This window comes from Jiangella endophytica (assembly GCF_003427025.1).
GTDB classification, from domain to species: Bacteria; Actinomycetota; Actinomycetes; order Jiangellales; family Jiangellaceae; genus Jiangella; species Jiangella endophytica.
Window position 1 is genome coordinate 102,768 of record NZ_QVAI01000016.1, and the last position, 24,202, is coordinate 126,969.

At 71.6% G+C, this 24,202-nt stretch carries 20 protein-coding genes; 6 read left to right on the forward strand and 14 right to left on the reverse strand.

The genetic code is table 11. From position 1 onward, the window contains the following. The first annotated feature begins 72 nt into the window (after positions 1–72). On the forward strand, positions 73–1,389 hold the full coding sequence (locus tag DZA62_RS26775) for an MFS transporter (protein ID WP_157987936.1): 1,317 nt from the start codon (positions 73–75) through the stop codon (positions 1,387–1,389). Between the two features lie 63 nt (positions 1,390–1,452). Here the strand turns inward: DZA62_RS26775 and DZA62_RS26780 are convergent, their stop codons facing one another. The 5 genes from DZA62_RS26780 to DZA62_RS26800 form a co-directional block, all read right to left on the reverse strand. Further along, entirely contained in the window at positions 1,453–2,424 is a 972-nt protein-coding gene (locus tag DZA62_RS26780) for an extracellular catalytic domain type 1 short-chain-length polyhydroxyalkanoate depolymerase (RefSeq protein ID WP_157987937.1), read from the reverse strand. A gap of 67 nt (positions 2,425–2,491) precedes the next feature. Further along, the gene (locus tag DZA62_RS26785) at positions 2,492–2,905 is read right to left on the reverse strand and encodes a DUF4260 family protein (protein ID WP_116952008.1); all 414 of its coding nucleotides are present in this window, start codon (positions 2,903–2,905) and stop codon (positions 2,492–2,494) included. 11 nt (positions 2,906–2,916) lie between these two features. Beyond that, on the reverse strand, positions 2,917–3,810 hold the full coding sequence (locus tag DZA62_RS26790; RefSeq protein WP_116952009.1) for an alpha/beta fold hydrolase: 894 nt from the start codon (positions 3,808–3,810) through the stop codon (positions 2,917–2,919). 44 nt (positions 3,811–3,854) lie between these two features. Beyond that, positions 3,855–4,574, reverse strand: coding sequence for an ABC transporter permease (locus DZA62_RS26795; RefSeq protein ID WP_116952010.1), 720 nt, complete (start codon positions 4,572–4,574; stop codon positions 3,855–3,857). A gap of 37 nt (positions 4,575–4,611) precedes the next feature. Next, on the reverse strand, positions 4,612–5,493 hold the full coding sequence (locus DZA62_RS26800; protein ID WP_116952011.1) for an ABC transporter ATP-binding protein: 882 nt from the start codon (positions 5,491–5,493) through the stop codon (positions 4,612–4,614). Between the two features lie 249 nt (positions 5,494–5,742). Between DZA62_RS26800 and DZA62_RS26805 the strand changes: the two genes are divergently transcribed. Both DZA62_RS26805 and DZA62_RS26810 read left to right on the forward strand, forming a co-directional pair. After that, entirely contained in the window at positions 5,743–8,478 is a 2,736-nt protein-coding gene (locus DZA62_RS26805) for an ATP-binding protein (protein WP_116952012.1), read from the forward strand. 133 nt (positions 8,479–8,611) lie between these two features. Beyond that, complete coding sequence (locus DZA62_RS26810; protein WP_116952013.1) at positions 8,612–9,298, forward strand: DUF1345 domain-containing protein; 687 nt, start codon at positions 8,612–8,614, stop codon at positions 9,296–9,298. 25 nt (positions 9,299–9,323) lie between these two features. On the opposite strand, the gene DZA62_RS26815 is transcribed toward DZA62_RS26810, so the two are convergent. Both DZA62_RS26815 and DZA62_RS26820 read right to left on the reverse strand, forming a co-directional pair. Then, positions 9,324–9,680, reverse strand: a complete 357-nt coding sequence (locus DZA62_RS26815; protein WP_116952014.1) for a nuclear transport factor 2 family protein — start codon at positions 9,678–9,680, stop codon at positions 9,324–9,326. Further along, positions 9,677–10,756: a Glu/Leu/Phe/Val dehydrogenase dimerization domain-containing protein gene (locus DZA62_RS26820; RefSeq protein WP_116952015.1), complete on the reverse strand. Its 1,080-nt coding sequence runs from the start codon at positions 10,754–10,756 to the stop codon at positions 9,677–9,679. Before DZA62_RS26820 ends, DZA62_RS26815 begins: the two co-directional genes overlap by 4 nt. Positions 10,757–10,909: 153 nt before the next feature. Between DZA62_RS26820 and DZA62_RS36540 the strand changes: the two genes are divergently transcribed. Continuing rightward, positions 10,910–11,392: an Lrp/AsnC family transcriptional regulator gene (locus DZA62_RS36540; RefSeq protein ID WP_198664229.1), complete on the forward strand. Its 483-nt coding sequence runs from the start codon at positions 10,910–10,912 to the stop codon at positions 11,390–11,392. Between the two features lie 275 nt (positions 11,393–11,667). On the opposite strand, the gene DZA62_RS26830 is transcribed toward DZA62_RS36540, so the two are convergent. From DZA62_RS26830 to DZA62_RS26850, 5 genes are all read right to left on the reverse strand, one after another. Continuing rightward, a complete protein-coding gene (locus tag DZA62_RS26830; RefSeq protein WP_198664230.1) occupies positions 11,668–12,498 on the reverse strand; it encodes a hypothetical protein in 831 nt (276 codons plus the stop codon). Positions 12,499–12,646: 148 nt separating this feature from the next. Continuing rightward, positions 12,647–13,060 (reverse strand): GtrA family protein, encoded by a 414-nt coding sequence (locus DZA62_RS26835; protein ID WP_116952018.1) that lies wholly within the window; start codon positions 13,058–13,060, stop codon positions 12,647–12,649. Further along, on the reverse strand, positions 13,057–13,995 hold the full coding sequence (locus DZA62_RS26840; protein ID WP_116952019.1) for a glycosyltransferase family 2 protein: 939 nt from the start codon (positions 13,993–13,995) through the stop codon (positions 13,057–13,059). Before DZA62_RS26840 ends, DZA62_RS26835 begins: the two co-directional genes overlap by 4 nt. Further along, entirely contained in the window at positions 13,992–16,649 is a 2,658-nt protein-coding gene (locus tag DZA62_RS26845) for a YfhO family protein (RefSeq protein ID WP_116952020.1), read from the reverse strand. The genes DZA62_RS26840 and DZA62_RS26845 overlap by 4 nt, the downstream gene beginning before the upstream one ends. 455 nt (positions 16,650–17,104) lie before the next feature. Further along, positions 17,105–18,676 carry a PucR family transcriptional regulator gene (locus DZA62_RS26850; RefSeq protein WP_198664232.1) on the reverse strand — a complete coding sequence of 524 codons (1,572 nt, stop codon included), beginning with the start codon at positions 18,674–18,676 and terminating at the stop codon, positions 17,105–17,107. A 119-nt stretch (positions 18,677–18,795) separates the two neighbouring features. Here DZA62_RS26850 and DZA62_RS26855 point away from each other — a divergent pair, with 119 nt between their 5' ends. Together DZA62_RS26855 and DZA62_RS26860 are read left to right on the forward strand one after the other, a co-directional pair. Continuing rightward, positions 18,796–20,325 (forward strand): CoA-acylating methylmalonate-semialdehyde dehydrogenase, encoded by a 1,530-nt coding sequence (locus DZA62_RS26855; RefSeq protein WP_116952021.1) that lies wholly within the window; start codon positions 18,796–18,798, stop codon positions 20,323–20,325. Then, positions 20,318–21,667, forward strand: a complete 1,350-nt coding sequence (locus tag DZA62_RS26860; protein WP_116952022.1) for an aspartate aminotransferase family protein — start codon at positions 20,318–20,320, stop codon at positions 21,665–21,667. Before DZA62_RS26855 ends, DZA62_RS26860 begins: the two co-directional genes overlap by 8 nt. Before the next feature lie 3 nt (positions 21,668–21,670). Here DZA62_RS26860 and ald read toward each other — a convergent pair whose 3' ends face one another. Continuing rightward, a complete protein-coding gene (gene ald / locus DZA62_RS26865) occupies positions 21,671–22,786 on the reverse strand; it encodes an alanine dehydrogenase (protein ID WP_116952023.1) in 1,116 nt (371 codons plus the stop codon). 1 nt (position 22,787) lies between these two features. After that, the gene (locus tag DZA62_RS26870) at positions 22,788–24,101 is read right to left on the reverse strand and encodes an aspartate aminotransferase family protein (protein ID WP_116952024.1); all 1,314 of its coding nucleotides are present in this window, start codon (positions 24,099–24,101) and stop codon (positions 22,788–22,790) included. Positions 24,102–24,202 lie beyond the last annotated feature (101 nt).

A 24,202-nucleotide genomic window follows, 5' to 3' on the forward strand; every position in this document is an offset into this window, starting at 1 on the left:
TCGCTCGGGCCGGCTTCTGCCGGTAGCAGAGCGCTGCCGAAGGCCGCGCCGTCCGGCCGTTAGGCTCCGCTGGTGGAGAAGCGGCAGCCGCTCGGGCGGGCGTTGAGGAACATCGTGGCGGCGAATGTCAGCTCGAGCCTGGGCGACGGCATCGCGAGGGTCGCGGCTCCGTTGCTGGCGGCGCGGCTGACCGACGATCCGCTGCTGGTCTCCGGCATCGCGGCGGTGGCGATGCTGCCGTGGCTGATCTTCGCCATCCCGGCCGGGATCCTGCTCGATCGCATCGACCGGCGGCGCGCCATGACCCTCGCCAACGGGGTGCGCGCACTCCTCGCGGTCCTCCTGCTGGTGCTGTTCACGACGGACACGTTGACGATCTGGTGGCTCTACGTCGTCGTGTTCGTCTACGGGGCGTTCGAGACGATCTACGACGGCGCGCTCCGGGCGGTCCTGCCCTCGATCGTCGCCAAGCCTGATCTGCCACGGGCGAACTCCCGGGTCGAGGCCGGCGAGATCGTCGTCGAGCGGTTCCTGTCCGCCCCGCTGACCTCGGCGCTGTTCGCGGTCTCGGTGGTGGTGCCGCTCGGCGTCAACGCCTTGACGTACGCCGTCGCCGGCATCCTGGCCGTGTTCCTCCCCATCGCGGCCGCCGGCGCCCACCGCACCGACCCGACCGGCGAGCCACACGTGGCCTGGTACCGGCAGTTCACCGACGGCTTCCGCTACCTCATGGGCAACCCGATGCTGCGGAATCTCTGGCTGATCAGCGTGGTCGTCGGTCTGTTCTTCTCGGCCGCCACGGCGACGATGGTGCTCTACGTGCTGAACCGGCTCGGGCTGCCGGAGGCGTGGTACGGCGGGTTCATCCTGGCCGGCGCCGTCGGCTCACTCGGTGCCGCCATGCTCGCCAACCGGCTGAAGGAGCGGTACCGCGCCGGGCCGGTGATGGCCGTGGCGCAGACCGTGGCACTGGCAGCGCTGGTGCTGATGGGCGCGGTCCCGGTGCTCGGCGTGGTCGCGTTCGGCTACCTCCTCTCCGCCGGCGGCACGACGGTGTGGAACATCCTGGTCATGTCGCTGCGCCAGGCCGCGATCCCGAGCCGCCTGCTGGGCCGGGTCCACGGCACCTGGCGCACGCTGCTGTGGGGCACCATGCCACTCGGGTCGTTGTTGGGCGGGCTCCTGGGCCGGATCGATCTCCGCGCCCCGTTCCTGATCGCCGGCGGCGCGGCGACGCTGGTCACGCTCGCGTCGTTCCGCTTCCTGTCCGCTCTGCCCAACCCGGAGGAACTCGACGACGCGGACGCGGACCCGGACGTCGGCGCACTGTCCGGTCGGGGTGGTCGAAGGGGCGTCAGCCGTCGCCGTCGCCGGCGAGGGAGCGGCTGAGGTCCGACGCGGAGCGTGACCCTGGCGGCCGGCCGCGCCTGCCGCGTGCGGGCACGTCGGAGATCAGGGCATCGGGTGGCGTCGGGCGAAGTCCCACACGATGGCGCTGGCGTCGGGTCCGGAACGGTCGGTGAAGAGGCCTTCACCGGCGGGGCCGGGCCAGGCGTGCCCCATGTCCCGGACGAGGTACGACTCGACGACGGACGTCCCGTCCGGCGCGGTGAGGGTGGTGTGCGTATACGCGTGCCGGTCGTGTTCCGCCGGCACCGTCGTCGTCTCCTCGACCAGGTTCAGGCTGTCGTTGAGCAGCCCGTCGTCGACGAGGTCGCTCACCGCGGTCCAGTGCTCGACGAGGCGGGTGGCGACGATGGGCGGCACGACCTCGTCGTCCTCACCCTGGACGACGAGCAACGGAACCCGCCGAGCCCGGTCGCCCATCTGGGCCCATGCCTGACGTGCGGTGTAGTCCGGTGGGGTGGCGTCGGGGTCGTCCGGGTCGACCTGGTTCAGCCCGTACTCGCCACCCGCGACCGACGTCGCCGTCGCGAAGACGTCGGGGTAGGTCGCGGCGAGGATGACGGCGGTCCCCGCACCGGACGAGGCGCCGGCGACGTGCACCTGGCCGGGGTCGGCGGCGTACTCCTCGACGACCTCCAGGGCGACACCGGCCAGGAGCGCGGGCTCGCCGTCGTAGCGGTGCTGCTCCCGCGGGTCGGCCGAGTCCCAGCAGTTGAGCACGCTGCGGAACATCCGCTGGGACGGGTAGACGACGATGAAGCCCTCACGGTCGGCGAGGCTGTTGAGCTGCGTCGTGCCCTTCATCGAGTTCCAGCCGTACCCCGTCATCCCGCAGCCATGGATCGCCATGACCACCGGCAGCCGTGTCGTGCCGTCGTACGCCGGCGGAACGTGCACCTGGTAGCGCTGACTGCCGGCCTCGCCCCGGTAGACGTGATTGCGGTCGCCGTCCCGCATCCACCAGGGCAGGCCGAACTGGACGATCGCCGTGAGGATCCCGGCGGCGACCACGACCACGCCGGCGACCGCCAGCGTGATCCACGGCCACCGCCGCCGAGCGGGCCCGGAGCCCGTTCGACCGGTGTCAGGAGCCGGTGCGGACACGTTCGCCCTTGTCGTGGTTCTTCCCGATCCAGCCCAGGTGGGTGTGCGTGAACGCGTCCGGCAGCTTCAGTCCGTAGCCGAGCATCCGGTCGACGCCGACGTGCACGGCCCACGCGAAGGCGACGAGAGCGAGCCACTTCGACAGCATCGGCGAGGAGGTGCTGGTCACCAGCGCGATCACGCCGAGAACCGCGGACCAGGCATGGGTGTGGACGGCGTTGTACCAGACCGCTCCTGTGGCGGGGGAGCGCACGTAGCCGAGGATCGACAGATCGAACGCGAGGAAGGCGGCCAGCGGGAACCACCACTGGGCGGGGGCGATGACGATCGTTCCCGTCATCGCGAACACGACGATCAGGCCGTTCTCGATCCGCTCGATCGTCCGGGGTCTCATGCCGCAGCCTCCTACGTCAGTGGGCCGGTGACGATGAACGGCGACGGTGCCGGGGAGTCGTGAGCCGAGGCGAGGAAGGAGTGCAGCGCGGCGTTGACCTCGTCGGCGTGTGTCCAGAGCAGCCCGTGCGGGGCGCCGTCGATCTCCACGTACCGCGCCTCGGGCAGGGCCTGACGGAAGCGGCGGGCCTTCGCGTCGATGGGGAGGATGTTGTCGGCGGTGCCATGCAGGATCAGGGCCGGCTTGCCGCTCGCGCGGACCGCCTCGACGTCGGCGCGGAAGTCCTCGATCCACGACGAGACGACGGCGTAGGCGGCCACGGGCGCGCTGGAGATCGCGACGTTCCAGCTGCCGGTGACCGCCTCCTGGCTGATCCGGTCGCCGAGGTTCTCGTCGAGGTTGTAGAAGTCGGAGAAGAACCGCGTGTACCAGGCGTAGCGGTCACCCCTCGCCGCGGCTTCGATCCCGTCGAAGACCTTCTGCGGCACGCCTTCGGGGTTGTCGTCGCGGGCGACGAGGAACGGCTCCAGCGAGGCGAGGAACGCGAGTCTCGCGACGCGCTCGTGGCCGTACCGCGAGACGTAGCGGGCGAGCTCGCCCGTGCCCATCGAGAACCCGACGAGGATGACGTCGCGGAGGTCGAGCGTCTCCAGCACGGTGTTCAGGTCGGCGGCGAAGGTGTCGTAGTCGTAGCCGGTGCCGACCTTCGACGACCGGCCGAAGCCGCGACGGTCGTAGGTGATGACGCGGTATCCGGAAGCGATCAGCTCGCGCGTCTGGCGCTCCCAGCTGTGACCGTTCAGCGGATACCCGTGGATGAGGACGACGGGCTGACCCGCGCCCTGATCCTCGTAGTAGAGCTCGACCGGGGTGCTGTTCTCGGTCCCGGCGGTGACGTAGCCCATGATCTCTTCCTCTCTCCCTGTGTGGCGAGCGGGAACGGCCGTCCTCAGCGGCGGGGCTCCCAGCGGAACATGCGGCTGGCCAGCGAGATGGCGACGACGACCCAGGCCAGGGTGGGTGCCAGCAGGGGCAGCGAGTCGGCGAGGGGGACGCCGCCGTTCCAGGCGTCGACCATCAGTTCGGTGGCCGAGCCACCGGGCAGCGCCCGCTTGAGCACGGTGAGGTCCTCGGTGCCGGCGATCCCCACCCAGCTCGCGACCGCGATCACCAGCAGGCTGATCGGCAGCGTGGTCACCTGGGCGTGCTCGGGTGAGTTCGTGAGCCCGGCGGTGGCCAGTGCCAGGCCGACCATCATGGCCAGCGTCGCCAGGATCGCCACCGCGAGGAGCAGGACCTCGGCCGGCGCGGTGGTCACCAGGCCGAACACGGCCAGGATCGCGACCACCTGGACCAGGGCGATGACGGTCACCGGCAGGATCAACCCGGTGAGGATGTCGGCGTCGCCCGCGGCGGTGGAGCGCAGCCGCTTGAGGAACAGGTTCTGCCGGCGCGAGGCCAGGGTCGTCACGGACGTGGCGTAGAGCCCGAACGCCATCACGGTGAACACCACGACCGCCGCGATGTAGCCGAGGCTGGCCTGGTCGGCGAAGAGCTCGTGCTGGTAGACGAAGTACGCGCTGATGGCGACCGGGATGATGAGACCGGTGACCAGGACCAGCCGGTTCCGGAAGATCTGGATCAGCTCACTGCGAGCGATCGCGAACATGCTCGTGGTTCCTCTCGTGGCGAAGCGCGGTGGGGTCTCAGTCGCGGTTGATGGCGCGGAAGACGTCGTCGAGGCGGGTCGGGCCGGCCTGCAGTTCCTGCAGGGCCACGCCGTTGTCGTGCGCCCAGCCCAGCAGCCGGTAGAGGTCCTCCTGCAGGCCGAAGGTCTCGACATGGAAGACCCCGTTGGCACGCGAGATGTCGATCGGCGGCTCGGGGGCGCCGGCCGGGAGGCCGAAGCTGATCACCGACGGCAGGGTCCGCGTCAGCTCGACGACCGTTCCCTCCTGGCGCAACGTCCCCTGGTGCATGAGCCCGATGCGGTCGGCGCGTTGCTGCGCCTCCTCCAGGTAATGGGTGGTGAGCACGATCGTGGAGCCCTCGTCGCGCAGCCGGTCCACGGCGGCCCAGAGCGCGTCGCGGGACTGGATGTCCAGGCCGGTCGTCGGCTCGTCCAGGATGACCAGTTCGGGCCCGCCGTACACGGCCGTGGCGAAGTCCAGGCGGCGCTTCTCGCCGCCGGAGAGCTGGGCGACCCTGGTGCCTGCCTTGTGGGTGAGCCCGGCGACGCCGAGGACCCGGTCGACGTCGTCCTGCCTCCCGCTCAACGCGCCGATCAGACCCACCGACTCCCGCACCGTCAGGTCGGGGGAGAAGCCGCTCTCCTGCAGCATGATGCCGGTCCGGGGCCGCACGGCACGGCGGTCCTGCGGGCTCTCACCGAAGACGCGGACCGTGCCGGAGGTGGCCGAGCGGTGGCCCTCCACGACCTCCAGGGTGGACGTCTTGCCGGCCCCGTTCGTGCCGAGCAGCGCGTAGAGCTCGCCGCGCTCGACCTGGAAGGACAGGTCCCGTACGGCGGCGAAGTCGCCGTACGTGACGTTGAGGCGTTCGACCTCGATGACAGGGCTGGCGGGCATGGGCGTTCCTTCGGGTCGACGATCCGGTCGTTGCCGTATCCGCAGGCTCGCACCGATGACGGCTCCTTCGCGTCGGTGGAAGCCCCTGATGTCCTCGCCCGCCGTTCGCAGGCTTGATCCGCGCCGGGAGCGGTGTGTGCTCCGGTGCCCGTGCGCAGCTGCGAACAGGGTCTGGCGAGTGCCGTCCGCGTCGGTGAGAATCACCTAGTCTGGTGCGGACTCGGACGGGGAGCGAAGCTGACAGACCTCTTGGGCCGGCGCGCGGAGCGCGAGGCGGTCGAGCAACTGCTCGCGCGGGCACTGGCCGGGCGCAGCGGGGCCCTCGTGGTGCGCGGGGAAGCCGGCATCGGGAAGACCGCACTGCTCGAGCACGCCCGCCGCACCGCGGACCCCGCGGGCTTCCGGGTCGAGAGCTCGGTCGGGGCGGAGTCCGAGACGCAGTTCGCGTTCGCGGGCCTGCACCAGCTGTGCGCGCCGCTGCTGGACCGCGCGCGTGCGCTGCCCGATCCGCAGCAGGCCGCCCTCGGCGTGGCGTTCGGGTTGCGCGACGGCGCCGCGCCGGACCGGTTCCTGGTCGGGCTGGCCACCCTCAACCTGCTGGCGGAGGTCGCCGAGGAGGGGCCGCTGCTGTGCCTCGTCGACGACGCGCAGTGGCTGGACCAGGCGTCCGCGCAGGTCCTGGCCTTCGTGGCACGGCGGGTGGCGGCCGAGCCGATGGCGCTGGTGTTCGCGCTGCGCGACCCCACCGACGGTGACGTCCACCCGTTCGCCGGGTTGCCCGAGCTGCGCCTGGACGGGCTCGGCGAGACCGACGCGCGGGCGCTGCTGGCGGCCGCGGTCCGCGCACCGCTGGACGACGGCGTGCGCGACCGGATCGTCGCCGAGGCGCGCGGCAATCCGCTGGCGCTGCTGGAGCTGCCCCGAGGCGCGCCGGCACAACTGGCCGGCGGGTTCGAGCTGCCCGATGTGCCGGGCGTGCCGCGCCGCATCGAGGACAGCTTCCGGCACCGCTCGGGCAATCTGCCGGCCGAGACGCGGTTGCTGCTGCTGGTCGCCGCGGCCGAGCCGACCGGCGAGGTGGCGCTGCTGTGGCGGGCGGCCGAGCAGCTGGGGATCGCCCCCGAAGCGGCCGCGCCCGCGGAAGCCGCCGGGTTGCTGGAGATCGGCACCCGGGTGCGGTTCCGTCATCCGCTGGTGCGCTCGGCGGTCTACCGTGCGGCCACACCCCCGGACCAGCGCCGCGCGCACCGCGCGCTGGCCGACGCCACCGATCCTCGGACCGATCCGGATCGGCGCGCCTGGCACCGCGCGAAGGCGGTGCTGGGCACCGACGAGGAAGCCGCCGCGGAGCTGGAGCGCTCGGCCGGGCGGGCCCGGGCGCGCGGGGGCGTGGCCGCCGCGGCCGCGTTCCTGCAACACGCGGCCGAGTTGACCCCGGAGCCGGACGCGCGTGCGGGACGAGCGCTCGAAGCCGCCCACGCCAAGCACGAGGCCGGTGCGACCGAGGCCGCCCTGGAGCTGCTGGACATCGCCGGGGCCGGGCCGCTGGACGCCCTGCAACACGCCCGCCTCGAGTTGCTCCGCGCCCAGATCGCGTTCCACCTGAGCCGAGGTAGCGAGGGGCCGTGGATGCTGCTGGACGCCGCCAAGGCGCTCGCCCCACTGGACGCGGCCCTGGCCCGTGAGACCTACCTGGACGCGCTCGACGCGGCGATCGTCACCGGCGACCCGGGCCGCGGCGTGCTGGCGGTGGCCGAGGCCACCCTGGCCGCACCGGCACCGCCCACCTCGCCGGAGCCGGCCGACCTGTTGCTCGACGGCCTCGTGACGACCTTCACTCGAGGATACGAGGCGGGCGTACCCGGCTTGCGCCGCGCGTTGAGGGCCCTCGCCGGCCACGAGCCACCCGCGGGGGCCGTGAGCGACAGCGACAGCCACCGCTGGCTGTGGCTGGCCAGCCGCACCGCGATGGCGGTCTTCGACGACGAGCTGGCCCACGTCCTCGCCGACCGTCACGTGCGGCTCGCCCGTGAGGCCGGTGCGCTGGCCACGCTGCCCGCCGCGCTCCTCGTCCGGTCCGTCATGCTGGTGATCTCGGGTGAGTTCGCCCGGGCCTCCGAACTGGCCGCCGAGCAGACCTCGATCACGGCCTCGACGACGGCTGTGCCGCTGCTCCACGCCCAGCTCATCCTCGCCGCCTGGCGCGGCCACCCGCAGGAGACCGCCGAGATCCACGCGACCTTCGTCCGGGAGGCTGCCGGACGTGGGCACGACACCGAGGTCTCCCTGGCGCAGTACGCCCTGGCGGTGCTGCACAACGGTCTGGGCGACTACCCGGCGGCTCTCGCCGCCGCGGCGCGGGCGTTCGAGTCCGACGAGCTGAGGCACAGCAACCTGGCCCACTCCGAACTCATCGAGGCGGCAGCCCGTACCGGCCAGCCGGAGCGCGCGGCCGATGCGCTGGACGAGCTCAACTCGCGGGCCCTCGCCAGCGGCACCCGGTGGGGGCTCGGGCTGGCAGCCCGCTCACGGGCGCTGACCAGCACCGGGCCCGTCGCCGAGGAGCACTACCGCGAGGCGCTCGAGCAGCTCCGAACCTGCCGGATGGTCAGCCACCTCGCCCGCACCCACCTCGTCTACGGCGAGTGGCTGCGCCGCGAAGGCCGTCGCCAGGCCGCCCGCGAACAGCTCCGCACCGCTCACGAGCTGTTGTCCGAGATGGGCGCCGAGGCGTTCGCGGCGCGTGCCGCCCGCGAGCTGCGGGCCACCGGCGAGCACCCGCGCAAGCGAACCGCCCAGCCGGCCGACGCGCTCACCGCCCACGAACTGCACATCGCGCGGCTGGTGGCCACCGGGGCGACGTCCCGGGAGGTCGGCGCGGAGCTGTTCCTGAGCCCGCGCACGATCGAGGCGCACCTGCGCAGCATCTTCCGCAAGCTGGGCATCACCTCGCGCCGGCAGCTCAGGGAACTGCGACTGCCCTGACCGGACCGGCGCCGCCGCTGGACATCAGGGGCTTCCACCGACGCGAAGGCGCCGGCAGCGGTGCGAGCCTGCCGGCACGGCAACGACCGGCAACGGCCGGCAACGGCCGGATCGTCGACACGAAGGAACGCCCATGTCCGCCAGTCCCGCCATCGAGCGTCGGCCACGTCAGCTGAGGAAAGCCGACGACCTGATCAGCATCGCCTTCACCACGACGATCTCGGTGCTGGCGATCGTCTACACGCTGGTGCCGTACCTGCTGGTCCTGGTGGCCTGGGAGGCGGTCGCCGTCGTCTATCTGGTGCTCGTCCTCACGACGTTCCACAACAGGACGACCCGCGACGTGCCGAGCAGCAGCAGGGCTCTGCCCGGCAGGCTGCTCGAGTACCTCTCCTGGTCCCTGCCCATCGCCGCCAGCGGCACCGGTGTCACGTCCGCTGTCGTTCTCCTCACGACCGACGGCTCGTCGGGAACCGGCGACACGCATGGACTGATCGTCGGACTGCTGGGCTCGATCGGCGTCATCGTCGCCTGGCTGCTGTTGCAGACAGGATTCGCCGAGATCTACGAGAGCGTCTACGAACGTCTGCCGGAGGCCGGCATGATCAGCTTCCCCGGAACCGAGAAGGACCCGACGCTGAGCGACTTCCTCTACCTGTCCTTCGCCGTCGGTACGTCCTTCGCCAGCTCGGGAGCGACCGTCGCCTCGCGGAAGGTCCGGCGAGTGATCCTGATCCAGAGCGTCACCAGCTTCTTCTACAACGCCTTCCTCATCGCCGTCGCCACCCAGGTCATCCGGGGCATCATCGCCGGCGGCTGAGATCCGGACGGCGGTCGCCGGGTGCTCAGACCGCGGAGGCCTCGAAGTAGGTGGCCCGCTCCACGATCAGCGTGTCGTGCAGGGTGAAGAAGTCGGCGAACCCGAGATCGACCCGGGATCCGTCCTTCAGGTGTCCGATGAAGCGCCCCTCGACGGCGACGTGGGCCGGGCCGTCGAGGACGATGCGCGTGATGACGTGACGCCCCGCGGCGATGACGCGCTCGCCGCCGTAGAAGCGCAGCAGCGCCGCACGTCCGACCATCGGCTGATAGCCGGGCCGTCGATACACGGCGTCCTCCGAGAACAGGTCGACCACGGCCGTCGGGTCCTCCGAGTCGACCGTCTCGTAGTAGTGCAGGACCGGCGCGCGGCCATCCGTCATGACGACGACACCGCCGTGGCGACAACCGCGACGCCGGGTGGAGGCGTTGCGGCGCGCCGTTCGGTCAGCACCTCGACCGCACGAGCGTGAGCCGCGGCGTACGGCGTCAGGCCGGTGGACGACGCCGTCTCCAGCAGGTCGGTGACCAGCCCGCCGATCTCGGCCACGGCCGCCTCGACCTCTTGCTCGCCCCCGCCGCCGCGGCGGACGTGGACGAACCGGACGCCGCCGGCGTTCGCGACGAAGTCGGGGACGAACAGGACCCGCGCGGCGGCCAGCAGGTCCGCGCACCCCGGGTCGTCGAGCGTGTCGTTGGCAGCGCCGGCGACGATGGAGCAGCGCAGGCCGGGAATGGTGTCGCGGGTCAGGACCCGGGCGACCGCGCACGGGACGAGGACGTCGCACCGGTGGGTCAGGGCCCGGTCGACGTCGACCACCGCTCCTCCGACCGCCGCCGCGACGCGCGTGGCGCGGGCGGCGTCGACGTCCGAGACGTCCACGAGCGCCCCGGCGGCGACCAGCTGGTGTGCGAGGGCCTCGCCGACCTGCCCGACCCCTTGGACCAGCACCCGGACTCCTGCGAGTGAGTCGGCACCCAGCTCGAAGCGCACCGCGCTGGAGATCGCGTGGAACACTCCGGCCGCCGTCCACGGAGCCGGGTCCTCGTCGGCGCACGTGGTGTCGGCGCCCACCTCCGCCATGAGCCGCATGTCGGCCGGAGTCGTGCCCATGTCGACGCCGGGCAGGTACGCGCCGCTCAACTCGGCCACGAACTGCCCGAAGCGCCGCATGAGCCGCACCCGGTCGGGCCGGCCTTCGCCGGTCAGCACGACCGACTTGGCGCCGCCGTACGGGATCGCGGCCAACGCGTTCTTGACGGTCATCGCCGCCGCGAGCCGCTGCGCCTCGTCGATCGCGCGACCGACGGTCGGGTAGTGGCGCATGCGGACGCCGCCGAATCCGGGTCCCAGCGTGGTGTCGTCGATGGCGATCACGGCGCGGAGTCCGGTGTCAGGGTCCGAGCAGATCACCAGTCGCTGCGCCGTGAGCTCCTCTGGCACGTCGAGCAGTCGCATTCCAGTCCTCCGATCAGCGGTAGAGTCCCAACGGCCTCCGCTCCACGCAACAAAGGCGCATCAGAATCTCGCACGACGCGGAATCGGTGCGCATGGTGGGGGCTGGCGGTATCGTTCGTGACGTTTCGCGCACAACTCACCAGGGGAGGCCACGTGGACGGTCTCGATCGTCGGATCATCGATCTGCTGCGGGACAACGCCCGGATGCCCGTGAGCGAGATCGGGCGGGTCGTCGGCCTCTCCAGTGCCGCGACCGGCCGTCGCATCGCGCGACTCGAGGCGAGCGGCACCATCCAGCGCTATGTCACCGTCGTCGACGAAGCGGCGGTCGGCGGGCTGGACGCCTTCGCCGAGGTGCGGCTCAGCGGTGAGACCAGCGGCGACAGCATGGAGCCGATCGCGCAGCGGATCCCCGAGATCGCCCAGTACTTCGTGGTCGCCGGCGATCCCGACGTGCTCGTGCGGTTCACCGTGGACAACGTCGAGCATCTGCATTCGGTCATCAACACGATACGGCGACTCGAGAACGTCGTCGGCACCAAGACCCTGATCATCCTGTCCTCGTGGGACCGCCGGCGGACGGCGCGATCGCCGGTACGGCGCGATCCCGGTACCGATCGGCCTGCCGCCGTGTGACCGGAGCGTCTACCAGTGCAGTTCCCGGCCTCGTCCTGGAACGTCCCGGTCGGGCCGTCCGCCTCGAGGGGTGCCAGGGCTTCGGCGCGAGGAGGTCGCCATGCTCGCCCGAGCGCTCTCTCCGCGCCTCACCGCCGGGGGCAACCAGCTGAGGGACCTGTCACGTGGGCCAGGGTCATGGCGCTGTTGTTGCTGCTCTGGCGATACGAACAGCGCCATGATCATGGTTCCGGGCCCGATTCGGAACACGATCACCGACAATCGGGCTCGCTCATCTAGGGCGTGGTCAGGCGTCGCACGACGGATCCCAGACGGCGGTACCTGCGCTGCGTCCAGACGTGCGCCTGATCCCGTGGCCAGGCGTAGGCCGGGCAGCCGTCCGCCACGAAGTCGCGCAGGTGGTCGTGGGAGAGGTCATCGGCGGCGAACTCGTAGAGCTCCTGGAGGCGGGGCAGCAGGACGCCGTAGTCGATGAGCCGGCCCCAGAAGTTCTCGGCATCGAGGACCTCGGCGATCAGCTGGTCGCCCAGCGGGTAGTCGTCGGGCAGGACGTTGCGCAACGACAGGTACGTGTCGACGCTTCGCGACCGTGGATCACCGGCGAACCTCCCGATGGGCCAGAAGTACCGCCCGAGTGCCAGCCGCGGATTCAGGAGCACACTGTGGACGAACAGGAGACGGGCCAGGGTGACGTCCATGAAGAACCGCTCGAGCGGCAACTCGGTCCGGGCGAGCTCGCGGTACTCCAGATAGGCCGACGAGATGCTGGCGTTGTGCGCCCGGTACCACGACCGGGGCGAGGGGTGGTCGAGGAAGACCAGCCACCGGGCCACCGCCGGCCGGCTCGGCTGACCATCGGCACCCAGCACCAGGTGATGTGCTTCCCACGTGTCACGGAGCAGGCGCGCGTTGACCGCCCGCCACCAGACGCTGCCCGGCCGGGTCGCGGTCATGGGCGCGAGAACACCGCGACGCAGCTGCCAGTCCATGAACGAGAGCTCGGCGCGTCGATAGCGCCACGTCGAGCCATGCGCGGGCCCGCCCTCGTAGAAGGCCGCCGCCAGTGCGCGCCTGCGCACCGGATCGTCGACGACCGCACGCACCATGCGGTCAGCTCGTGCGGCCGCGCCGTCCATCGGGGATCCGCCGACCTGGTCAGGCCGTCGGCACGTCGTCGGCGACCATGGCGCGGTGGTCGCGGCGTCCGTCCGGTCCGGAGTCGATGAGGAACCGCAGCGGTCGCACCACGCAAGCCTACTGCCGTGACGGCCCCCGCACCGCTGACCAGGGGCCCGCGGCGCCGCCCGGCCGTCCGACCAGAAGACGGCGCGCCACGACGAAGGTGACCGGTATGGCGACGACAGCGGCGACGAGCGGGGCCGCCCGTTCGTCCAGCCCGGCGTACTCGATCAGCAGGACGACACCGGCCGTCGTCACGACGAAGTTGGCCACGGTGGACAGCGGGAAGAGGAGGAACCGCCGCAGCGTCGGCCTGACTCGATAGGTGAAGAGCGCGTTGAGGAAGAACGACCCGATGGTGGAGAGCACGAAGGCGACGACGTGCCCCGGCAGGTACCCGATCCACTGCCGCAGCACGAGATACAAGCCGTAGTAGGTCGCTGTGTTGACACCGCCGACGACGACGAATCGCAGAACCTGTCCGATCATCGCGGTTGACGCGGGGGATCGAGGTTCGATTCCTTGACGATGAAGTGCGGCCGGCGTTTGGACTCCAGGAAGATCCGGCCGACGTACTCCCCGATGATGCCGAGCAGGATCATCTGGGCTCCGCCCAGGCCGATGATGGCCGCGATCGACGTCAGGTACCCGGGCGTCTCCACCCCGGCGGTGACCGCGTTGACGATCTGCCAGACGAGATAGGCGACCGAACCGAGCACCAGGAGGACGCCGGCATGGATGGCCGAGCGCAGGGGCTTGCTGTTGAACGAGAGGATGCCGTCGACGCCGTAGTTCACCAGGCTCTCGAGCGACCACGACGATCTGCCGTGCTCGCGCACTCCGCTCTGGAACGGCACGACGGCGACCGGGAACCCGATCCACGCGAACAGACCCTTGGAGAACCGGTTGTACTCGGTCAGGCTGAGCAGCGCGTCGAGCGCACGCCGGCTGAGCAACCTGAAGTCTCCCTCTCCGTCGACCAGCCGAACGTCGACGACGGAGTTGACCGCCCGGAAGTAGAAGCGGCTGAGCGTCCGCCGAAGCGGAGAGTCGTTGGTGCGGTCCCGCCGCGCCACCACCTGGTCGGCGCCGGCCCGGTGCTCCTCCAGCAGCCGGGGGACCAGCTCCGGTGGGTGCTGCAGGTCGGCGTCCATGATGACGACGGCGTCGCCGCGGGCCGCTCGCAGGCCGGCCAGCATGGCGGCCTCCTTGCCGAAGTTCCGGCTGAGCGCGATGTACTTCACGCGAGCGTCGGACTCCGCGAGCTTGCGGAGCACCGCGGGTGTGTCGTCGGTGCTGCCGTCGTCGACGAAGACGAACTCCATGTCCGTCTCGACGGTCTCCGACATCGCGGCCAGCCGTGCGTGAAGGATCGGCAGCCCGTCCGCCTCCCCGTAGCACGGCACGACGATCGAGGTGATCATGCGGATTCCCCCTGATGTTGCGGCCGGCGAGTACGCAGGAACGCCAGCACCGCGACGCCGGCCAGGAGCGACGACAACGCGGCGGCCCCGATGGCGAGGCCGAGGCGGAGCCCCGGTGGGCGGAAGGAACACGACACCGCCACGTCGCCCGGAGCGACGGTGACCGCCATCAGGCCGGCGAGCGTGCCCGGTGTCCGCGCGGCCCCGTCGCCGGAGGCGCAGCGCCAGCCGGGGACGCGCACGACGGCGAGGACGAGCGTCCGCGCCTCGTCGGACGCCTCGAGCCCGACGTCGACGCTGTGTCCCCCGACGTCGACCGATGTCGGGCCGGCGGCGGCGAGGCCGGTGACCGCCGTCGTCAAGGCAGCCGGATCGAGGCACCCGAGCGCGGAGCCCGGAATCCGGGTCGCCGCCGTGACCCGCACCGGCACGTCGACGGCGCCGTCGGGCCCGGCGACGCCCACCCGCCGCATCGGAGCCGTCATGTAGAGACCGGGGCGCCTGGCCTCCGGGGCGAGCATCGGCACCCATGCGCCGTCGACCTGGACGTCGCCCACGAGCGACGGCGCATTGAGGTAGACCTCGTCACCGGGACTGCAGCTGCCCTGGAGGCGGACCGTGAACGGGCCTTCGGCACCGGCCGGCAGGACCAGCGCGATGTCGCCGTTCGGCCGGACGGGCCGGTGCACCTCGGGCGGCCCGTCGACGACGATGTCCGGCACCTCGTAGAGGTCGGCGCCCAGGGCGGTCTCCTGCGGTCCGAAGGGCGCCGGATCGGCCGACTGCCACGGATCGGCGGGACGGACGGTGACCAGCGGTGCCGCCGGCCGGTCGTCGACCACGAGTCCGGCGCCGCCGTCGACCACCCGGTGGGCCACCGAGAACGCCGCGTCGACGGCCGGACTCTGCGGGTCGACCAGCGCGCGGCCGTAGCCGCTGTAGCCGAACCCGAAGCCGGTCAGCACCGCCGACACCGCGCTCGGCATCGTGCTCGAGTAGTACAGCCCGCTCTGGCCGCCCAGGAGCAGCGGATCGTTGACGGTGAGGAACCGGCCCGGACTCGTCCTGGCGTCGGGCCAGTCGTCGGCGGATCGCACCAGGTCACGCACCTCCTGATGCCGCTCGCCCCAGGTCGGGAAGGCGTAGAGGTGCTCGGATCGGCGGGCGTCGACGGCGACGGCGGCCGCCACCATCTCGGCGACGACCACGGCGACGATGCTCGCGATCGCGATGCGCCCGCGGAGCAGCCGCTCGGGGGAGCGCCCGGAGGATCGGAGCAGCAGCCCGGCCACCAGCAAGAGGACGGCGACGACGGGGACCACCACGCGAGTCGTCGGCGTGAGTGAGCGATGGTCGTCGACCGCCACGTAGAGCACCGCGACCGCGATCAGCGGCGCGACCACGGCTGCGGCGTTGCGCAGTCCCGAGGAGGCGGACAGCCACCCCGCGATGACCAGCATCCCCGCGACGACGAACGCCTGGCGGTAGGCGCTTCCGTTGGGGGTGTCGAAACCGTGCCAGATCGCGTGGGCCAGCGGGAGCTGCAGGCTCAGCGTGGTCAGTGCGACGGCCGCGGTCCAGACGATCCGGTCCCGGGCCGGCACCCCGCGGTTGAACGGGAGGCTCAGCGCGAGCAGCAGCATGAGGGTGCCGACCGCGAGGCCGGGGCTGAGCCCGACGCCCTCCGTGCCCGGCAGCAGCCGCGACAGGAAGTCCTGCCACGACACCGCCACGAACTCGGTCTCGGGGCTGGGCTGGGCGACCTGCACCGCCCGGAACGTCGGCACCAGCAGCGGCGCGGCGAGACCGATGCCGGCGAGGAGGACGAACGCCGCGCGGGCCGCCGACGCGGACCGGGCCCGCCACGAGAGCGTCGACGCCGATGACAGCCGGGCCAGCGTGACGACGGCCGCGCCGAGCGTGGCCATGTAGACGGTGTAGTAGTTCGACGTCCACAACAGGGCGACGACGAGCGGCCCCACGGCCAGCGAGGCCATCGACGGCCTCGCCATCACCCACTCGGCCACGAGCAGCAGAACGGGGAAGGCGACCAGCCCGGCCATCCACGTCGTCACATAGGCCGCGTCGTCGATGGCCCAGCCGCAGGTCGCGTACGACGCGCCGGCGAGCACGGCCAGCCACACCGGCCCGTCCGGGCGCAGGCGCCGCAGGTACACGGTCATCGCGGCGGCCGCCAGCGCGAGACCGGCCACGGTGATGACATACACCGCGAGGTCGATGCGCGCCGCGGGGAAAAGGACCGTGATCCACGAGAACGCGGTCCCCAGGTAGGTCATGAAGTCGCCGACGAACGGGACGCCGAACCCGCTCGCCCAATTGAACCAGAGGTCACCATCGGCCGCGCCCGTCAGAAGGCCGCGGAAATGCGCGTGCATTGGGACGAACTGCTGGCCCAGGTCGTTCGTGCTCCGCGACACGTCCCCGAACGGATAGGTGCCCCGCGCCACCCCGCTGGTCACGAAGGCAGCCGCCGCGACTGCCGAGGCCAGAGCTGCGTGGAGGCCCTCTCCGCGGAGTCGGGAGCCGGGCGCTCGCCGAGCCGCCGGCCGGCTCCCGGCGGGAGGCGACTCCGGGCCGGCATCGTCGTGTCCGGGAACGGTCACGACGATGCCGCGCGCCGAGAGGTCGTTCACATCGCCCCCACGATTGTGCCCAGTAATTCGCCTGCTGATATGGCGTCAACGAGCTGGAAGTCGTCTCTTGCCGGTCCTGTTGCATTGGCACCGCAATGTGTAGACGCCATAGGGCGGTCCGCAGGTTGCATGGATGTGGACAAGGGCTGTGCGACCGCTGGGTCGCCCCACCATCCCGGGGCTGCTGGGCGCCGGCGAGGACCGCCTCGGCGGGCGACTCAGACCGCCCGAGGCGGCCGTGCGGCCAGCCCCCGGAGGGTGGCGATGTCGCGGACGTCCTTCGGCCGCCATGGGTGGCCGTGTCGCAGCGTCAGGCGGTGCTGAAAGCGACACCGTTCCAGGTGAACTCGCGCGACTCCGTGCCGGCCGGCCTGCTCGTCAGGCGTCCCGCTCGGCATCTCCGCGCCCCCCGGGGCGAGCTCGAGCACTGCTGGCTGCGGTGTCGCGTGCAGACCCTACGCCCGATCGGCGGCGATCAGGGCGACGTGGAGGGAGACCCGGGTGTCGGGGTCGTCGAGGTCGGCGCCGAGCAGCCGCGCCGCCCGGGCGAGGCGGTCGTAGAAGACCGGACGCGAGACGTGGAGGCTGGCGGCGGCGTCGGACTTGCTGGTCGGGTGGGTGAGCAGCGCCCGGACGGCGTCCAGGAGAGTGCCGTGCTCCCGCAGCGCCGCGAGCTCGCGCCGGACGAAGACCCGCACACGGTCGTCGTCGGCCAGCATGGCGAGCAGGCCGCGCAGGTGGACGTCGTCGAGGCGGTAGACACCCCCGTGGGTGTCGCTGCCGTTGCCGGCCGAGCCGGCCACCTGCCGGGACTCCTGGAGGGTCCGGTCGATGTCGCCGGTGCGCACGGTGGTGAGGCCGACGCCGACGACGACGTTCTGGCGGCGGCGCACCCGGGCCGCGAGGTCGTCGACGACACGTTCGGGATCGGCGGAGAGGGGAAGGGACAGCAGCACTCTGACGTCGCCCTCGATGTCGCTGACGAGCGCGGGCACGCGCGCCTCGTGCGCGGTGTGGACGACGGCGGTCGTGATCTCGTCGAGGTGGTGCCGACGAGGTGTGTCGGTGGCCGGCACGGCGACGATCGGCCGGAGCGTCAGGCCGACGAACTGCCGGCGCAGCACCGGAAGGCCGGCCAGCTCGCAGCGGCGCAGCACCTCCTCGGCGGCCGGGTCGGCGAGCAGCGAGAGGAGCAGTTCGTGGTGGGTGCGGCGTACGACGTTGTCGCGCTGCCGGTCATGGAGCCGATGGAGTGCGAGCGCCGCCGCCGCTCTCTCGACGATCGCGACCTGGCGCTTGGACGGCGTGGTGCGGCTCTGGACGGCGAGCCGCCCCCAGCCGCGGTCGCGCTTGCCCACGCGGGTGATCAGCCAGCCGCGTTCGCCGTCCCATGCCGTCCGGCCGTCGAGCGCCATCGAGGCCGACGTCCTGGCCCAGTCGGCGAGGTCCGACGAGATGTCGTGGGCCCCGGGACGGTAGTCGAGGACGTGGTGCTGGTCGCTCTCGAGGATCACCGCGGCGCCGGCCAGGCGTTGCGCGGCTTCGAGGATCTCCTCCGGGCCCGCCTCGGCGATGCCCAGCTCGGTGAACGTGTCGTGCACGCGCTGGGTCTCGCGCAGCTCGGCGAGTTGCTCGTCGACGATCCGCTCGCCCACCGCCTGGGCGAGCGTGGCGAAGCGCGCTTCCCGGACCAGGGCGACCAGGGGAAGCCGATGCTCGTCGCAGGCCTCGACCAGCGCTCGCGGCAGGACGTTCCAGCGCCGCCCGAGTTCGATCACGAGGCCGGCCGCCCCGCTCTCCGACAGGCTGGCCGCCACCTGTCTGAGGCCCTCGTCGGTGGCGGGCATCGCGATGCCGGTGCTGAGCAGGAGGTCACCCTCGCGCAGCAGCGGCCCGATGTCGGGCAGTTCGCCCGAGTGCACCCAGCGCACCGGGGCGTGCAGCCGGGCCGCGCCGGCCAGCACGCGCGGACCGGCACCGCGGACCGCCGGCATGGCGAGGACGTCGGCCACGGTCAGCACGCCCACGAGGGATCGCTCCTCATCCGACAGAACGTTCGGCAACTCACGCAAACCCTACAGAGTGACGGGGTGCGGCGGTGCCGATCAGGGCCAGGATGCCGTGACCGACGTCGAAGGGAAGAACAGTGCCGAAGCCGATCACGCACTGGAAGGACGGTGCGACGTTCGACGGCGTCTCGGGCCGCTGGGCCGACGTCACGAACCCCGCCACGGGCCAGGTCTCCGGCCGCGTGGCCCTGGCCGGCGCCGAGGACGCGCAGGCCGTCATCTCGAGCGCGAGGGCAGCCTCGCGGGCGTGGGCGGAGACCTCGCTGGCGCGCCGTACCCAGGTCGTCTTCGCGTTTCGTGAGTTGCTCGACCGCCGCAAGGACGAGCTCGCCCAGCTGATCACCGCCGAGCACGGCAAGGTGCACAGCGACGCCCTGGGGGAGATCGCCCGCGGGCAGGAGGTCGTGGAGTTCGCCTGCGGCATCTCGCACCTGCTCAAGGGCAGCCACACCGAGAATGCGTCGACCGGTGTCGACGTGCACTCCAAGCGGGTGCCGCTGGGCGTGGTGGGGATCATCAGCCCGTTCAACTTCCCGGCCATGGTGCCGATGTGGTTCTTCCCGATCGCCATCGCCGCGGGCAACGCGGTGGTGCTGAAGCCCAGTGAGAAGGATCCCTCCGCGGCCGTCTGGATCGCCGGTCTCTGGAAGGAGGCCGGCCTGCCCGACGGCGTCTTCAACGTGCTGCAGGGGGACAAGGTCGCGGTCGACGCGCTGCTCCGGTCGCCGGACGTCGCCGCCATCAGCTTCGTCGGCTCGACCCCCGTCGCCGAGCACGTCTACGAGGTGGCCGGTCGTCATGGCAAGAGGGTGCAGGCGCTGGGCGGGGCGAAGAACCACATGGTGGTCCTCCCCGACGCGGACCTGGACCTGGCCGCCGACGCCGCGGTCAGCGCCGGCTACGGCAGCGCGGGCGAGCGGTGCATGGCGATCAGCGTGCTCGTCGCGGTGGACCCGGTCGGCGACGAGCTGGTCGCGCGCATCGCCGCCCGCACCAGGACCCTGGTGGTCGGCGACGGGAGCCGCGCCGCGTCGGAGGCGTCCGCCGCGCGCGAAGCCGACCTGGGCCCGCTGATCACCGAGGCGCACCGCACCCGGGTCGCCGGCCTCGTCGCCTCGGGCGAGGCCGCCGGCGCCGAGCTGGTCATCGACGGCCGGCAGCTGCGGCCTCGCGGCGACAGCGCCGGCTTCTGGCTCGGTCCGACGCTGTTCGACCACGTCGGCCCGGAGATGGACATCTACACCGAGGAGATCTTCGGGCCGGTCCTGTCGGTGGTGCGGGTGGCCTCCTACGCCGAGGCGGTCGCCTTGATCAACGCCAACGAGTACGGCAACGGGACGGCGATCTTCACCAGGGACGGCGGCGCCGCCCGCCGCTTCGAGCGCGACGTCCAGGTGGGGATGATCGGCGTCAACGTGCCGATCCCCGTCCCCGTCGCCTCCTACTCGTTCGGGGGCTGGAAGCGGTCGCTGTTCGGGGACACGCACGCCCACGGCAGCGAAGGCGTCCACTTCTTCACCCGCGCCAAAGTGGTCACCACGCGCTGGGTCGATCCGGCCGATCGCTCCGGCGGCGGTCTCGAGCTGGGGTTCCCGCGCAATGTCTGAGACCTACGGCCTGGACGCCGACCCGGACCGCGTCTACGAGCTCGACCGCGCACACGTCTTCCACTCCTGGTCCGCCCAAGGAGGCCTCGAGCCCGTCGTCATCACCAGGGCTGCCGGCTCGTACGTGTGGGATCGCGACGACCACCGGCTGCTCGACTTCACGTCGCAGCTGGTCTACACCAACCTCGGCCACCAGCATCCGGTCGTCGTCCAGGCGATTCAGGACCAGGCGGCCCGGCTGTGCACGGTCGCGCCCGGGTACGCCAACGCGGCGCGATCGGCGGCCGCCCACCTGATCGCGTCGCACACGCCGGGCGACCTCGACCGGATCTTCTTCACCAACGGCGGCGCCGACGCCAACGAGCACGCCATCCGCATGGCTCGGCTGCACAGTGGCAGGCACAAGGTCCTGTCGACGTACCGCTCCTACCACGGCGGCACCCAGCTGGCCGTCAACGTGACGGGCGACCCGCGACGGTGGCCCAACGACAACGGCTCGACCGGCACGGTGCACTTCTTCGGGCCGTATCTCTACCGCAGCGCGTTCGACGCCACGACGGAGGAGGACGAGCGGGACCGCGCCCTGGCGCACCTGGAACAGGTGATCCTCCTCGAAGGCCCGTCGACGATCGCCGCGATCATCCTCGAGCCGATCCCGGGAACCGCGGGGATCCTCGTGCCGCCGGCCGGCTACCTCGCGGGCGTGCGCGAGCTCTGCGACACCCACGGCATCGTGCTCATCGCCGACGAGGTCATGGCCGGGTTCGGCCGCAGCGGCAGCTGGTTCGCGATCGAGCGCGACCACGTGGTGCCCGACCTGCTCACCTTCGCGAAGGGGGTCAACTCGGGCTACGTCCCGCTGGGCGGGGTCGCCATCAGCGACGCGATCTACCGGACGTTCACCGAGCGCGTGTACCCCGGGGGCCTCACCTACTCCGGGCACCCGCTCGCCTGCGCCGCCGCGGTCGCCACCATCCAGGTCATGGAGCAGAACCGGATCGTGGAGCACGCGGCCGCGCTGGGCGAGCAGGTGTTCGGCCCCGGGCTCCGGCGGCTCGCGGCCGCCCACGACTGGATCGGCGAGGTCCGCGGCGCCGGCGTGTTCTGGGCGGTGGAGCTGGTCCGGGACGCGGTCACCCGCGAGCCGCTGGTGTCGGCCGGTGGCGACGGCGCCGAGGTGCTGGCCGCGCTGCTCGCCGCGGCCAGGAAACGTGGCCTGCTGGCTCTCGGCAACGGCAACCGGGTCCATCTGGTGCCACCGCTCACGACGACGGCCGACGAGGTGCGGGCGGGTCTGCGGATCCTCGACGAGGCGCTGAGCGAGGTCCGCGGCGGGTGGTGACGCTCAGACCAGCGCCGCGTCGAACTCCGCGGATTCGATGCCGTGCGCCTCGCCGACGGGCCCGTAGTGGAGCCGGCCCGCGTGGGTGTTGAGCCCCAGGCGCAGTGCGTGGTCGTCGGCCAGCGCCTGACGCCAGCCCTTGCTCGCCAGCGCGACGATGTAGGGGAGCGTCGCGTTGGCGAGGGCCTGCGTCGAGGTCTTCGGCACCGCGCCCGGCATGTTCGCGACGCAGTAGAACGTCGAGCCGTGCACCTGGAACACGGGGTCGGCATGGGTGGTGGGACGGGAGTCCTCGAAGCAGCCGCCCTGGTCGATCGCGATGTCGACGAGCACCGATCCGGGCTTCATCCGAGCGACGAGGTCGTTGGTGACCAGCTTGGGGGCGGCGGTGCCGGGAATGAGGACGCTGCCGATGACGAGATCGGCCTGCCGGACCTGCTCCTCGATCGCGAGCTTGGTGGAGGCCAGCCCGCGGACCCGGTTCTCGTAGCGCCAGAACGTCAGCCGCAGCTTGTCCAGGTCGACGTCCAGCAGCGTGACGTCGGCGCCCATGCCGAGCGCGATGTTCGCGGCGTTCTGGCCGCTGACGCCGGCTCCGATGATGACGACCTTGGCGTTGGCCACTCCGCCGACCCCACCCATGAGCACGCCCTGCCCGCCCTGTTGCTTCATCAGGTGGTAGGCGCCGACCTGAGGCGCGAGGCACCCGGCGACCTCCGACATGGGGTAGAGCAGCGGCAGCGCGCCCGACGGCAGCTGCACCGTCTCGTAGGCGATGCCGGTGACGCCGGCGGCGAGCAACCGCTCGGTCAGCCGACGGTCCGCCGCCAGGTGGAGATACGTGAAGAGCACCAGGCCCTCGCGCAGGCGGTGGTACTCGGCGGCGACCGGCTCCTTCACCTTGAGCACCAGGTCGGCGCCGCCCCAGACGTCGTCGGCGCCGTCGAGGATCTTCGCGCCGGCCGCGACGTAGGCGTCGTTGCCGATCGACGAGCCGGCCCCGGCGTCGCGCTCGACGAACACGTCGTGGCCCCGCCGGGTCAGCTCGTCGACACCGGCCGGGGTGATCGCCACCCGGAACTCGTTGTCCTTGACTTCCTTCGGGATGCCGATGCGCATGTCACCCGGCTCCGTTCTGCTCGGTGGCGGCGGCGAGTGCGTCGCCGAGGATGTCGATGCCGGCGTGCAGCTCGTCCTCGCTGATGGTGAGCGGCGGAGCGATCCGGAAGATCCCGCCCATCCCGGGCAGCTGCACGATGTTCATGTGCAGGCCCCGCTCCAGGCAGGCCGCGGTGACGGTCGCGCCGAGGGCGTCCGCCGGCGCCCGGCTCGCCCGGTCGGCCACCAGCTCGATGCCCTGGAGCAGGCCCCGGCCCCGGATGTCGCCCACGACCTCGTGGGTGTCACGAAGGGCCAGGAGGCGATCGGTGAGCTGCTGGCCCAGCTTGGCGGCGCGTTCGACGAGGCCGTCGCGCTCGATGACGTCGAGGACCGTCGACGCGACCACCGCCGCGAGCGGGTCGGAGGCGTGGGTCGTGTAGAAGAGGTACCGGCGTTCGGCGCAGACCTGCTCGATCTCGGCGCTCGTCATCACCGCGGAGACGGGCAGCCCGGCGCCGAGCGTCTTCGAGAGCGTCAGGATGTCGGGGGCGACGCCGTCGCGCTCGAAGGCGTACATGTGGCCGGTCCGCCCGAGGCCGGTCTGGGCCTCGTCGAGGATCAGCAGCATCCCGCGCGCCTCGCACAGCTGCTTGAGCCGGGCGAGATAGCCCTCGGGGAGCTCGATGACGCCGCCGGAGGAGAGGATCGGTTCGACGAGACAGGCCGCCAGCGACCCGGTGGACTGGGCGTCGACCATGGCGAACCCGTACTCCAGCTCGGACTCCCAGTCGTACGACCCGTCCTGGTTGCGGAAGGTCGAGCGGTAGGCGTTCGGCGTCGGGAGGACGAAGTTGCCGGGCATCGTCGGGCCGTATCCACGCCGGCCCGCGGAGAACGTCGCCGCCGCCGCGCCCGACGTCATGCCGTGCCACGAACGGTCGAACGAGACGATCTCGTACCTGCCGGTGAAGAGCTTGGCCATCTTGATCGCGGCTTCGTTCGACTCCGCGCCCGTGGACAGCAGCAGCATCTTGGTGAGGTTCTCGGGCAACGTCTGTGAGAGGCGCTTCGCCAGCTCCACGACCGGCCGGCTCAGCATCCCGCTGAACAGGTGGTCCAGCGAGCCGACGCACTCCGAGACCGCTCTCACGATCTCCGGATGCGAGTGGCCGAGCACCGCGCTCATCTGGCCCGAGGTGAAGTCGAGGATCGCGTTCCCGTCGGTGTCGTAGACGTACGAACCGGCGGCGCGTTCGATGACGCGCGGCGTGAACGCCGGGATGTATCGGACCAGGTGGTCCTCCACATCGGCCCAAAAAGTGTCCGTGGTCACGGCGGCCTCCCGAGTAGTGATTATGGCCTATTGAACTAGGCCATAATCACTACTGGCAAGGCATGGGGATAGTGGCCGTGGACACATCGGGCGCGCGGAGC

Excerpts from the sequence above, each read along its gene's own strand:
- DZA62_RS26800 (WP_116952011.1), bottom strand. The coding sequence starts at position 5,493 with ATGCCCGCCAGCCCTGTCATCGAGGTCGAACGCCTCAACGTCACGTAC.
- DZA62_RS26820 (WP_116952015.1), bottom strand. The coding sequence starts at position 10,756 with ATGCGACTGCTCGACGTGCCAGAGGAGCTCACGGCGCAGCGACTGGTG.
- DZA62_RS26830 (WP_198664230.1), bottom strand. The coding sequence starts at position 12,498 with ATGGTGCGTGCGGTCGTCGACGATCCGGTGCGCAGGCGCGCACTGGCG.
- ald (WP_116952023.1), bottom strand. The coding sequence starts at position 22,786 with ATGCGCATCGGCATCCCGAAGGAAGTCAAGGACAACGAGTTCCGGGTG.
- DZA62_RS26810 (WP_116952013.1), top strand. The coding sequence starts at position 8,612 with ATGTCCGCCAGTCCCGCCATCGAGCGTCGGCCACGTCAGCTGAGGAAA.
- DZA62_RS26785 (WP_116952008.1), bottom strand. The coding sequence starts at position 2,905 with ATGAGACCCCGGACGATCGAGCGGATCGAGAACGGCCTGATCGTCGTG.
- DZA62_RS26815 (WP_116952014.1), bottom strand. The coding sequence starts at position 9,680 with ATGACGGATGGCCGCGCGCCGGTCCTGCACTACTACGAGACGGTCGAC.
- DZA62_RS26835 (WP_116952018.1), bottom strand. The coding sequence starts at position 13,060 with ATGATCGGACAGGTTCTGCGATTCGTCGTCGTCGGCGGTGTCAACACA.
- DZA62_RS26790 (WP_116952009.1), bottom strand. The coding sequence starts at position 3,810 with ATGGGCTACGTCACCGCCGGGACCGAGAACAGCACCCCGGTCGAGCTC.
- DZA62_RS26840 (WP_116952019.1), bottom strand. The coding sequence starts at position 13,995 with ATGATCACCTCGATCGTCGTGCCGTGCTACGGGGAGGCGGACGGGCTG.
- DZA62_RS26860 (WP_116952022.1), top strand. The coding sequence starts at position 20,318 with ATGTCTGAGACCTACGGCCTGGACGCCGACCCGGACCGCGTCTACGAG.
- DZA62_RS26795 (WP_116952010.1), bottom strand. The coding sequence starts at position 4,574 with ATGTTCGCGATCGCTCGCAGTGAGCTGATCCAGATCTTCCGGAACCGG.